Source organism: Vibrio sp. YMD68 (assembly GCF_029958905.1).
GTDB lineage: Bacteria > Pseudomonadota > Gammaproteobacteria > Enterobacterales > Vibrionaceae > Vibrio.
Window position 1 is genome coordinate 1,462,448 of sequence record NZ_CP124614.1, and the last position, 13,528, is coordinate 1,475,975.

Annotated in this window: 4 protein-coding genes; all 4 read right to left on the bottom strand. The window is 45.1% G+C overall.

Annotation, left to right across the window (positions count from 1 at the left end):
- Window positions 1–170: 170 nt before the first annotated feature.
- Entirely contained in the window at window positions 171–8,939 is an 8,769-nt protein-coding gene (locus QF117_RS12875) for a VCBS domain-containing protein (protein WP_282389290.1), read from the bottom strand.
- 274 nt (window positions 8,940–9,213) lie between these two features.
- A complete protein-coding gene (locus QF117_RS12880; RefSeq protein ID WP_282389291.1) occupies window positions 9,214–10,467 on the bottom strand; it encodes a leucine-rich repeat-containing protein kinase family protein in 1,254 nt (417 codons plus the stop codon).
- A 249-nt stretch (window positions 10,468–10,716) separates the two neighbouring features.
- Window positions 10,717–11,910, bottom strand: coding sequence for an ABC transporter substrate-binding protein (locus QF117_RS12885; RefSeq protein WP_282389475.1), 1,194 nt, complete (start codon window positions 11,908–11,910; stop codon window positions 10,717–10,719).
- A gap of 176 nt (window positions 11,911–12,086) precedes the next feature.
- Window positions 12,087–13,523 (bottom strand): ATP-binding protein, encoded by a 1,437-nt coding sequence (locus tag QF117_RS12890; protein WP_282389292.1) that lies wholly within the window; start codon window positions 13,521–13,523, stop codon window positions 12,087–12,089.
- Between the last annotated feature and the right edge of the window lie 5 nt (window positions 13,524–13,528).

Below are 13,528 nucleotides of genomic sequence, written 5' to 3' on the forward strand. Positions count from 1 at the left end.
AAAGGAGCACATGTCGTGCTCCTTTTTTTATCTAACCGAAGGGGTCGGCAAAAATCGTTTTATGCTTTGTGAAGAAGAATTTTACTTAGAATCACTAGGCGCCATACTTCTCGCCGTGCCTAAAATGATTTCATCTCGACCCCAATTTAACCGCGAATGATCAACGCGGCCTAGTTATTTGGGTCTATGTCAGGCAGTCCGTCAACGTCATTATGATGGTGTAAAGAATCATCAAAAGATGGGTTATCGGTATGGTGAGACAGCCCATCACTCATACCATCGTCAGTTTGCTCGGCCCCAGAAGCACTCTCAGCGTCACTGAAAATGATATCGATATCCTGCGCCATTGGCTTATGGTGTAATGGTGAATCCATAGACGGTGCGTCAACATTAATACCCAGAGCATCTAGATAGGCATGGGCACCAGAGCGTTGTTCGTGTTCACCTATCGCTGTATGTTCCAGGTTTGCCGTCACCTCATCAAAACTAAGAGTAACTTCATCAGGGGTGCCGAAAGAGGCATCCGGTTCATCCGCTTGGCTCATGCCGGGTGCTGGAGGAGGAGGCGGCGGAGCGATTGGCGATAAATCCATGCCAGTTAGTGTGGTTTGGTCAATGTGATGTCCGCTGTTTCCATGGACGGATTGCGAATGCAAATGCAGGTGCACCGCGACTTGTGAGTTTTGATCGCCTCCTAAGGTTAAAACAAACGAGTCGGTTTCGTCTGTACCACTACCGTATGAGCCTCCTGTATGTGTTTTAACGACCCCTGAAGATTGTTGGTAATCGTAATTCAACTCTCCCGTTGCAGGGTTGACATGCAAAGTGCCGAATTGCCCATGTAAGTTCGTCAATGAATGCCCATGACCATCCGATATTCCCCAGCCTGTCATTGACGTAGGGGTACCTTGGTGAATAATTGGCGGAATTCCGATTGACGCATGTAGGTCCTGGTTGCCTGCACTGCCGGTAATTTTTGCAGGGGCAACTAGGGTGGGCATTGGTGGAGCATCGCTGTGTCCATCAATACGCATTTCAATTTCTTGAGTTGTAACGCCCCCGTGCCCATCATCGACCAAAAGTGAAAACTTATCGGTCAATTGTTCACCATTGTTTAAAGCATTAACATGGCTATTGCTGTTATTAAGTGTGTAGACCCAAGTTTGTGTATTGCTGTTATAGGTAACCGAACCATACTGTGGCTGATGTTGGCTATCAATACTGACAGAATGTTGATCGCTATGATCAACATCGCTAATCGTTATCTGCCCTGATACATCACGATTGGAATCTTCGCTGATAACATGAGGGCCTTGCTGTACCTCTGTTACGATCGGTTTATCATTGGTGCCGGTGACTTTGATGACAATATCTTGTGCGCTACCGTCTTTACTGTATACCCGGTGAGTGACCAGTACTTCTTCGTTGGCTGAAAGGTGTTGTAGTTTGTCGTTATGCACATCGTATGTCCAAGTGCCATTGGCTGAGATATGCAGAACACCCCCAAAAGGGTCATCGATCTTTGTTCCCGTACCATATCGAAATCCTTGTTCACCTGCATCGGGGTCATTGACAAAAATATGCCCGTTTACTTCAATAACATCATTGTTATTGTTATTTAAGAACATGCCTTTATCTTCAATAACCTCTCCTTGCAACTGGCCAGAGAAGGTGGCGCTATCTGCCACCGCTGCCAGATTCATGGTTGCGTTGGCTGGTGTCACTCCACCATGGCGATCGGTGACATCATAACTAAAGTGCACATCTCCGTTGTAGTCTTTTTCTGGCGTAAAGGTGAAACTGCCATCGGCATTGGTGCTGATTGAACCATGGTCGGCGCTTAAGTGGGTGGCTCTTAGCCAGCCTTGATCGTTGCGGTCACTATCACTGGCATGGGCTAACAAATCTTGTTGGGTTAATATAACCTGTGTATCTTCACTGCCTTGGGTCAACACAAGTCCACTGGTTACAGTTGGTGCATCGTTACTACCGTGTACGATGACAGTGACCGTTTTACTTACTTTGCTTCCATCAGTCGATAACGCTTCAATGGTGAAATGCTCGTTCCACTCATCACCTTGCCCTAAAGCACCTGCTTTTGCTTCATCCACCACGTAGTGCCAGTGACCATCGGTATCAACTGAAAACTCACCATATTTGCCAGCAGTTTGGGTGACAGTCCAACTTACAGAGTCATGTGTGTCAGTATCATGTGCAAGTAGCTGTCCTGTAATTTGTGCACCCGAGTTTTGATCTTCAATCACATCACCAAGATGATTGGGTGAATTGATAACAACGTGGTCTTCGGTGCCTTTAATTTCGACAGATAAGGACTGGCGAGTGCCATCTGGCGCAACTAAAGTGATACTTTCGTGTAAAGATTCTCCTTCTTTTAAGCCTTGAATTGAAGTGTTTGTATTATCGCCGTTATAGAGCCAAGCGAGTTCACCTTTGTGAGCGCCAGAGGCTACAGTGATTAATTCAAATTTACCATATTGAGTATCAATATCGATGGGCGATCCGACTTGCCAAGAGTAGGTATTCCCTCCAAATTCAATGTTAACGTGATCGACTTTATTGTCAGTATCGGTAATCGTCAGTTGATGCCATTGTGACATTGAATAACTATTGCCGCCAAAATTACCATAAGAGCTCACTCCTGGGTCAACATCTTCTTTGGCTGCTGCTGTGGTAATTCCACCAAATACTGTATGGTCATCGACCGCTGCTAAACTGGTCGTTGCCCCTGTATGTGTAATACCACCATGAGCATCTTTGACGTCATAGCTAAAGTGCACATCACCGTTGTAATCTTTCTCTGGGGTAAAGGTGAAGGTGCCATCGGCATTATTTAAAACAGAACCGTGGTCGGCGTGCAGATTTTCAATAGTCAGCAGTCCGGCATCATTTTTATCAACATCGACGGTATTCGCTAATAGTTGCGCGGTGGTTAAGGTTTGACGCGTATCTTCGCTACCATTTGCAAGTACAACTTCAGATGAGCAGTAAGGGCGATCGTTACTGCCATGAATGGTGATAACAATGTCATGAGATGTCCCATCTTTTGAATAAACGGTAATGGTATCGGTTAGGGTTTGGCCTTCGCCTAGCTGGTCAATTGTCGATCCTCTGTTGGACGCGTAGCCACCTTTAATGCGTACACCGCCAGCATCAGCATAATAAGTCCATTGACCATTTTCTTGCAGCAGTAGGTCACCAAATTTACCCGAGTAGGTAAAGCCGACCCCGTGAGTGTTGAAGGCTGCTTCGCCGGAATCCACGTCTGAAATGGTTAATGTACCACTGGCATACAGAGGGTTGCGGCCAAGGTGAGCCATACCCGGTTGTGCATAATCAGGAGACATGTCTTTACCAGCGGAATTTTCGGTAACACTGCCAGTATCGACACCTGCGATGATCGCAGAGTCGTTGCTACCTTGAACATTTATTTGAATATGTTGTGTTGCTGTAGAGCCATCACTTGAAATAGCGACAATATCAAATCCTTCTGTTTGATTTTGTCCCGCCGTTAAGTGCTGTGCTTTGGTAGCATCTAATTGGTAATGCCAAGTACCATCTTTAGCGACACTGAAACTGCCAAAATTACCGGTTAAATTCTGCGTTTGAAAATGCACGCTGTCATCTTTATCAACATCGTGTGCTTGTAATGTGCCCGATAGGGAGGTTTTTTGATCTTCAATGGCAGTGCCTATCGATGCTGTTAACGAATCAGGAGTATCGATAATGACGCTATCTTCTGTGCCTTTAATCGTCGCTGTAATAGGAATTCGCGTCCCATCGGCGGTGATCAATGTCATGTGATCGGTGAGACTTTGACCATCTTTTAATTGTTGAATTTCAGGGTGATTATTATCTGCGATATAACGCCATTTATTATGTCCATCAACGCCATGAGTGGTGACAAATGAACCGTGAGCCCCCTGTAAAGTCATTGCAAAATTGGCGGGGACGCTATGCTCAACACCATTAATTTCAATTTTGACAATTTGTGCATCTGCTTGAGCATCGGTGTCAGTAATATCAAGATTTTTCCAATAAGAAGTTAACGTATCAGAAGAGGAACCGCTAAGATGATCTTCAATCACTTCGTTGCTAGATAGCGCACTCGCAAGTACTGAAGCATCATTGACAGCAACTAAATTGATCGTTGCGTCTGTGTGCGTAGCCCCGCCGTGGCGATCAATGACATCATAGGTAAAGTGCACATCACCGTTGTAGTCTTTTTCTGGCGTAAAGGTGAAACTGCCATCGGCATTGGTGCTGATTGAACCATGGTCGGCGCTTAAGTGGGTGGCTCTTAGCCAGCCTTGATCGTTGCGGTCACTATCACTGGCATGAGCTAACAAATCCTGTTGGGTTAATATAACCTGTGTATCTTCACTGCCTTGGGTCAACACAAGTCCACCGGTCACAGTTGGAGCATCGTTACTACCGTGCACGACGACAGTGACCGTTTTACTTACTTTGCTTCCATCAGTCGATAACGCTTCAATGGTGAAATGCTCGTTCCATTCATCGCCTTCACCTAAAGATATCGCTTTAGATTGATCAACAATGAACTGCCAGTTGCCATCAGCATCAACCGAAAACTCACCATATTTGCCAGCAGTTTGGGTAACAGTCCAACTCACCAAGTCATGGGCGTCAGTATCATGTGCGAGTAGCTGCCCTGTAATTTGTGCACCCGAGTTTTGATCTTCAATCACATCACCAAGATGATTGGGTGAATCGATAACAACGTGGTCTTCGGTCCCTTTAATTTCGACAGATAAGGACTGGCGAGTGCCATCAGGGGCGACTAAAGTAATACTTTCGTGTAAAGATTCTCCTTCTTTTAAGCCTTGAATTGAAGTGTTTGTATTATCGCCGTTATAGAGCCAAGCGAGTTCACCTTTGTGAGCGCCAGAGGCGACAGTGATTAATTCAAATTTACCATATTGGGTATCGATATCGATGGGCGATCCGACTTGCCAAGAGTAGGTATTCCCTCCAAATTCAATGTTAACGTGATCGACTTTATTGTCAGTATCGGTAATCGTCAATTGATGCCATTGTGACATTGAATAACTATTGCCGCCAAAATTACCATAAGAGCTCACTCCAGGGTCAACATCTTCTTTGGCTGCTGCTGTGGTAATTCCACCAAATACTGTATGGTCATCGACCGCTGCTAAACTGGTCGTTGCCCCTGTATGTGTAATACCGCCATGAGCATCTTTGACGTCATAGCTAAAGTGCACATCACCGTTGTAGTCTTTCTCTGGGGTAAAGGTAAAGGTGCCATCGGCATTTGACGCAATTGAACCGTGGTCAGCCTGTAGGTTTTCAATGGATAATTTGCCAATATCGTTGTCATCAATGTCGGTAGTATTGGCAAGCAATTGTGCAGAGGTGAGGACAATTTGGCTATCTTCTAAGCCATTCGCTAAACGTACTTCAGCTGTTGCGACGGGGGCATCATTGGTGCCGTGAACGGTCACTGTGATATCTTTATGTGCACTACCATCGATAGATTCCACGTTAAATATTTTTTGATAGCTTTCGCCAGCACCTAGATGTTGTAACTTGTCATTATCAATCGTGTAAGCCCAATGACCTTGTGCGTTGATATTGAAATGTCCACCATCGGCGGTAGTGATATTTTGCGCGATAAAACCGGCTTGGTCATGATCTGGGTCGATCACCTGTAACGTGCCGCCTGCACGAACTTGGTTAGGCGTACTTCCTGGTGAAAGCTTGTCTTCATAAGCATTTTCATTAAAGCTTGAATATTTGCCGAGTTCTATTTTTGCTTTATCATCTTCACCAATAACTTTAACCATTATGGTGAGTTTTTGACCATCGCTAGTAATAAACTCATAAGGGATTTCCATCGACTCACCAGCATGTAGGCTACTAATGAGATCATCTGCATGGCGATTAGTGCCTGCATTTAACATGAATTGATAAGAGCCATCAGGCCAGATATTAAGATGCCCAGGCTCAAATCCTTGTCCTAAATAAGTACCGCTAAATTGAGAGAACTGAGTGTGATCACCACTATCAGGATCGATAAGCTGAAGGTTGCCTTTATAGGCTGTGAACTGACTATCGATCGCTTGTGTTTCGGTTAACTGAATAACATTAGATACCAGTGTGGCTTTATCATCAGTACCTACAATAGTGAGCGTAGCGGTTTGCTGTGTACTCCCACCATGACCATCTTCTACTTGATAGGTGATAGCCACCTTTTGCGACTGACCATTTGCTAAATGATTGAATGCGGCATCAGTAGAGTCAACAATCAACGTATGCCCATCAGCACCTAAGGTAATGCCCGTTGGAAGTTGGCCCGACTGAGGCTGACCATCAATGGCATATTCCAGATGGCTGATGGTTAACGCATCACCTTCCTTATCGGTTGCGCCCAATAGCAGATTTATGATGTGATGGTTGTCAGTACCTTCAGTTACACTGTCAGTCAAAGGCGTAACATCAGGGTTATCGTTTACCGCAGCTAAAGTCGTGCTAGCACTTGTATGGGTTACCCCTCCATGAGCATCTTTGACGTCATAGCTAAAGTGAACTTGACCGTTGTAATCTTTCTCTGGGGTAAAGGTGAAGGTGCCATCGGCATTATTTAAAATAGAACCGTGGTTGGCGTGCAGATTTTCAATAGTCAGCAGTCCGGCATCATTTTTATCAACATCGACGGTATTCGCTAATAGTTGCGCGGTGGTTAAGGTTTGACGCGTATCTTCGCTACCATTTGCAAGTACAACTTCAGATGAGCAGTAAGGGCGATCGTTACTGCCATGAATGGTGATAACAATGTCATGAGATGTCCCATCTTTTGAATAAACGGTAATGGTATCGGTTAGGGTTTGGCCTTCGCCTAGCTGGTCAATTGTCGATCCTCTGTTGGACGCGTAGCCACCTTTAATGCGCACACCGCCAGCATCAGCATAATAAGTCCATTGACCATTTTCTTGCAGCAGTAGGTCACCAAATTTACCCGAGTAGGTAAAGCCGACCCCGTGAGTGTTGAAGGCTGCTTCGCCGGAATCCAGGTCTGAAATGGTTAATGTACCACTGGCATACAGAGGGTTACGGCCAAGGTGAGCCATACCCGGTTGTGCATAGTCAGGTGACATATCTTTACCAGCGGAATTTTCGGTGACACTGCCAGTATCGACGCCGCTAATGACTGCATTATCGTTAGTGCCATTAACGGTGATCGTAATTTGATGGGAAGTACCATCGGCCGAATGCACGGTGATGGTATCGGTGGCTGTTTTACCTAGCCCTAAGGCTTGCACCGTTGGGTTAGTATTGTCTAAGTCGTAGCTCCAATCGCCATTGTCTTTGAGGTGTAAGGTGCCCAGCGAGCTTGTAATATCTGTATCTGAAAAGTGCGCTTCACCTTTGTCGGTATCGGTGATGGTGAGCGTACCGGAGGTTTGCAGTTGCGACTCTTCGGTCACTACACCGGCATTGGTGCCAGAAATCACAGCGCTGTCGTTGGTGCCGTTTACGGTAATGGTAATTTGATGTGGCGTGCCATCGGCTGAATACACGGTAATGGTATCGGTGGTGGTTTTTCCTTGACCTAACGCTTGAACGGTTGGGTTGGCATTATCCAGTTGGTATGTCCAACTCCCTTGTGAGGTTAAGACTAAGGATCCCAACTGGCCGAGAAAGTTCCCCGCTTGAAAATGGTCTTGTCCCAAATCTGAGTCGCTAATGTCGAGTTTACCTTGCGCCTGAATATGAGAGTCTTCCGTTAAAACTGCCGTATCAGTGCCGGACACTACAGCGTTGTCATCGGTGCCTCCAATCGTCATTTCAAGCGTTTGTGGTGTCCCGTCTTTGGTGTGAATAATGAATGTTTCATGGAGGCTGGTTTGGTTCACTAAGGCTTGAATATCTTGACTCGAATTTTTAGCTTGATATTGCCAGTGTCCTTGAGCGTCAATAGTCAGAGTGCCGTATCGTCCTGTAAGAGTTTCGGGAGTGACAGAGCTTTCATTTTGATCGGGATCGATAACATCGATTTTACCGTTGGCTTGCAAGAATCCGTTTGCGTCTACGTTGTGATCTTCTGTTACAAAACCGAGTAAATCGCCGGACACAGATGGAGTATCTTGGTGCCCGGTTACTGGGATTTGAACCACAAGTGTTGAGCCGTTTGAAAGATGCAGCGTAAATGGATCTGTTCCATGTTGAAGCTCTTGCAATGAAATATATTGAGGAGAGTGTGGGTCGAGAACAAAGACATATTTGCCACTTTCATCGACATGCAGTTCTCCGTATTTTCCTTTGATGGTTTCGGCAATAAATGTCACCGGCGCAAAAGTCGTTGGTTGTGCTGTATTTGTTGGCCCCGGAGTGGGTGTGCCAGAAGGTTGGGCGTGTTCATTAGTAATAACAGGCGGTGAGACCGATGGAACATAATGCACTTGCGGATGAGAGGCAACGGACAGATAACGAGAGGAATGAGATCCCCCGGTTTGGTTTGCAGCGGCTGTTTCTTGAATCGTCTCATCAGTTTCATTATGGCTGCTACTGCTAGCCTTGTGTGATTCTTGACGATTTTCTGTGCTCATTGCCTCTGTTGTTTTTGGACCATTTGTTCGTTCGGAAATGCTCTCATCGTGTCGGTCGTTCAAAGAGTCGGCAGTCTTGTGGTTCTCTTCGTTACTTTTATTAGCCGAAACAGCATTGGCAGAAATATCATTAGCAGAAACAGCCCTAGCAAGAGAAGGCAAAATAAGCAGTAACGATTGAGATATGGGTACATTGATGCTGAGTGCTGAACTCACTCTGACTTTTTTATCTTTGCGTTTTTTCCCGACGCCTGCACTGCGATTTGCTGGTGTTGTCTTCGTTGTTGTCTTCGTTGTTTTCTGAGGTCTCTCAACCTTGTTCTTCTCTGCCATTGGTTGCATCCATGAATTCTATTTAACCTTATTTTAGTTAAATACAAGAATGGCGTTTTTGCGAACTAATTCTCTAATTATTAACAGAATTAGTGAATAACAGATGGGTTATCTTATTTTGATGAAAAGCAAGGTGAAATATTGAGAAGTTAAAGGTAAAAGGTAAAAGGAGAAATGATGGTTCCTTTCGCTCAAACTCATGATGGAATTTGAGCGAAAGCCGTTATTGAACAAAAGATGTTATTGAGTAATAGAAATGAACACCGTTTGTGATCTAACCGGTGAATGCTATTTTTGCCGATTGTGACAGTGCTTTGAAGTCGTCACCATCAATGTCACCTGGTTTACAAATGCCAAGAAGATCGTCAATAAAAAAGCTGAGCGCTCTTGATTCGATAGCTTTAATTGCCTGTTGCTGCTCAAGGGGCAAGTACCCATAGGTTGACGCGGCACCAAAGTCGCCAAAGATCATATGATTGTCGCTGTTTATTAACACGTTATGCGCGTATAAATCTCCGTGGCAGACTTTGTTCTCGTGCAAGTGATTAAATACATCCGTCATCTGTTCAACAATCCGTTTTATCTCATGAATACCGAGCTGGAAATCGGGCTTAAATGTATCTCGTGTGCACGATTGCAAACTAGGCGCTAAACCTAAATTGAAATAGTTCTCTGGAATGAGTTCCATGACGAGCGAAAGAGAGTTCTCCTCACTGACCTGAGCGATAGATTTAACAAGATTTGGGTGGAATCCTGTTTGCAAACAAGCGTGCAGTTCATCTTGCGGGTAACCATCGCTGGTGACTGCGCCCTTAAATACTTTAACCGCGACGTGCTTAGGGAAATCGTACTCTTCGTTCAACCAATCTGCGTGTGAAATGATGCCCGAGGCTCCTTGGCCCAACACTTGGTTTAATTGATAACTGTCAGAGCTCACTTGCGGAACTTGGGTTGTTAGCTCGTTATTTTCACAAAAAGGGTTGCCAGCGAACGCGAGCCAAGCAAGGCGAGGGAGTGCCAGTAACGGCTTGGGAAATTCAGTTAACTGGTTCGCCGATAAACGAATCAGCTCTAAGTTGTTCAATTGGCTTATTGAGTCGGGAAGTTGTTGTATCTTATTGCCAGCTAATGCCAATTTTTGCAATCGAGGTCTATCGCCAAGCGCAGAAGGCAGGACTTCGATGTCATTATCCGTCAGGATCAACCAGCGAAGCCGCTTAGGAAGTGAGTGCTCTGATACTTCGGTGATTTGGTTGTCTTTAAAACCGACCATTTCAAGTTGAGGGCAACGGCCAAGCACCTCTGGAAGGTGAGTGAACTGGTTTTGTGAGGCAAACAAAATTTTGAGATTAACCAGTTGTGATAATTCACTAGGCAAATCACTTAATTGATTGTTAGAAAGGTCCAAGATTTCGAGAGTGTCGGCCAGTTGCAAAATCTCTAATGGAAATTCAGTCAGTTGCTGTGACATTGTTAGGCGTTTAACGCCTTTAAGCTGACCATTTTTTAGTTGTTCTATTGTGTGCAAACTGAAACCTTAATACTCGACCTATTTTTGAATCGGGTAGTCTACGCGTAACTTTTAGGAAAGGCGAGTGCCTCTAGAGCTAAATATTAGCGGTTGATTGAAGGTATAATGAGCAGCGATTTCATCCGATTAAGGATGTGTTGTTTTTATCGTCCTGTCATCACATCAAATCAAATCAATCAAAGCAATCAAACTGTATTTTCGTTCTTATGGTTGGTTTTCGGTGTTGTCTATGCTTTGCCACATTTCTCAGTTGCTCTCGGCGATAGAGATGATCCGCTTTACGACTTCGTTCTCAGTGACGCTCGCATCGCGATAATAGCGGAAGATCTCTGAGTTGATGGCTTGTTGAGCCATTGGGTTGACGGCCATAGAATCCGTCATACTTGGCGCGGCCAAGCCATGCTCCATTGCATAGTTGAAGTCTTGATAGGACTGGATTTGGCAAGGGTTGAACGACGTAATATCAATATCTGAACGAACTGGTATGGAGCCTTTGGCTTTATTGAATCGGGTTTGAAACGGTTTGTCGGCAAGAATGTCGGCCAATTCGATGGCGTCTTGTTGTGAGAAGTTTTTACTCTCCATAAAGATAAAGCTGTCCATATTATAGAGATAAATATTGTGCGACTGCGGAGCAGGGTAGCAGCCGATATGGGACGGAACGGATACTTCAGCGGCCAGTAGATCACCCAAAATCCAATCGCCGCCAAGCTGGAACAACGCTTTGTCATTCGCGAGTGCGGCTGTGGCGGTGTCCCACTTTTGATTAGCCAGCGGCTCACCTTGAGATTCATTAAGTAACAGGCTCAAACGCCTTAATTGCTTAAGGGCATGACGCATCTGTACTGAGTCAATATTGTTTCGGTTTAGATCCACTAACGCGGTTTTGTAAAAATCGACTCCGCCTGACGCAATAACAAAACTTTCAAACAACTGGGCGATTTGCCATGGTTGCTCACCAATGGCCAGGGGAATGATTCCTTGCTGCTTGGCTTTGTGCATGGCATCAAACATGTCAGGCCAGGTTTTTGGTGTCTCCAATGCCAGTTGATTGAGCAGACGGTGATTTACCCATAGCCAGTTTAATCGGTGTAATGTTAATGGTAGCGCCACGTATCCATTATCTGTTTTATTGATGTTAATAGATAGCGGATAGAGCACGTCATTCCACTCGTGCTTTTGGGCGACTTCATTGATGTTGTGTAAAATTCCAATGGCATCCCATGCCTTGATACTTGGTCCTTCTATTTGAGCAAAACTCGGCGTGTTCCCTGCTAACGCCCGCGCTTGCAAGACGGTCATCGCACTGTCACCGCCGCCACCTAAAACAGAGGAAGTAGTGATATTCTCTGGTGATTTAGATAAGTGTTCTTCAAGTATTGTCAGTGCTTTTTGCTCACCTTTTGATGTCCACCAATGTAAAAACTCGACGTCGGCCATAACATGAAAGCTGGGTAACAAAAGGCTTGATCCGAGAATCGCCAAAGTGCGTATCTCAGAAAAAACACTATGCGCGGAAAACGGACTAAGCGCAGAAAACGGATTTAGCGCAGAAAACGGATTTAGAGCAGAAGAAGTATCACGAATTAAAAATGTCATAGCGAATCTCTTGGGAATTAATCTCTTGGAAACAGTAATGTGGCGCGAAGACCACCGCGCTGGGTTATGGTTAGATCAAGGCTACCCCCGTGGGCTTTGATGATGCTTTGAGAAATCGTTAGCCCTAAGCCATTCCCTTCTTTTTCGGTATTGCCAGTGGCGCGAAAGTAGGGTTCACAGAGTTTTTCAAGGACGCGACTATCAACATCGGTGCCTTGGTCTTCAATTGTGACTCTTAATTCTGTTTCGCTATCGGTTAGTAAGATGTCGGCTCGTTCACCATATTTCAGTGCGTTGTCGACCAAGTTTTGTATGCATCGCTTGATGGCTAAAGGTTTGCCTGCGAATGGAGCATTGGCGTGGCCACTAATGGTAATGATGCTAGGATCTTCACATAGGTAAGAGGCGATATGGTGAAGCAGTTGCACAATATCAATGGGTTCAATTTCTTCATGAATATCGGTTTCTTTAATGCATTGCAGCGCACCTTTGACCATCAGATCCAAGTCATTGGTAATACGAATAAATCGTTCTCGCTCCTTGGCGTCATCCAGCATTTCAGATCGCAATTTTAAACAGGCGATTGGGGTTTTTAGATCGTGAGAAATCGCGCCAAAGAGCATTTCTCGATCTTTAATATGGCTGTCAATTCTGCGGTTCATTTTGTTAAAGGCTCTAACCGCGGCTTTCAGTTCGGCGCTACCTTCTTCTTTCACTTCTGGTACTTTTAATCGTGTCGACATCAAGGTCGCAGCTTTTGCCAATTGCCGAATAGGGCGTATTTCTCGACGCACAACAAACCATGTGCAAAGCATAAGCAACACAGCGGATAATAATAGGGTGAACCATTCTCGCAGCTCAAAATAACTGGTTTCGAGCGCGACATATGGGGCGGGTAATACGGCGGCTAAATAGAACCATTCTCCGTCGGCAACCTCAACTTGCATCACCAATATTGGCGGGTTGAGATCGCCATAAGAAAGAGAGTAGTGGGCCCATAATAGGGGGAGTCCATCAATGGAGAGTTCATTGTTAAATACACGCAGGTCATCACGCAGGGTGAATTCCACTTTAATGTCCGGGGTTCCTTCAAGTTCATTGTGAAGCACCGATTCTACTTCATTAATAACAAGCGTTTTTCGTGCACTTTGAGGCAGCGGTTTTACTGGGATTTCATGGTTATTAAGGGAAACAAAAAATCGAGTTCCCCCCATACTGCGTAGCTGGTTAAGAACCAAGTGGCGATATTCCGAAGGTAACGTCTGGAAAAAAGAAATAGTGGAAGAAGCGCTGCGTGCCAAGCTATGCACAGTGGTTGTTAGCCCTTGTTTGTCACGTTCGCTACTGTGCTGATACCAGATAATTCCAGCGAGGATTTGCGCCAGCATGATCACCAACAGTAAAAATAAGCTCGTGCGTACCGCTAAAGAATTTGACCACCGTTTAGCCTTCATATCTA

What these genes read in the sequence shown, in the direction of transcription:
- QF117_RS12875 (WP_282389290.1), bottom strand. Translation starts at nt 8,939, where the DNA reads ATGGCAGAGAAGAACAAGGTTGAGAGACCTCAGAAAACAACGAAGACA.
- QF117_RS12890 (WP_282389292.1), bottom strand. Translation starts at nt 13,523, where the DNA reads ATGAAGGCTAAACGGTGGTCAAATTCTTTAGCGGTACGCACGAGCTTA.
- QF117_RS12885 (WP_282389475.1), bottom strand. Translation starts at nt 11,910, where the DNA reads ATGGCCGACGTCGAGTTTTTACATTGGTGGACATCAAAAGGTGAGCAA.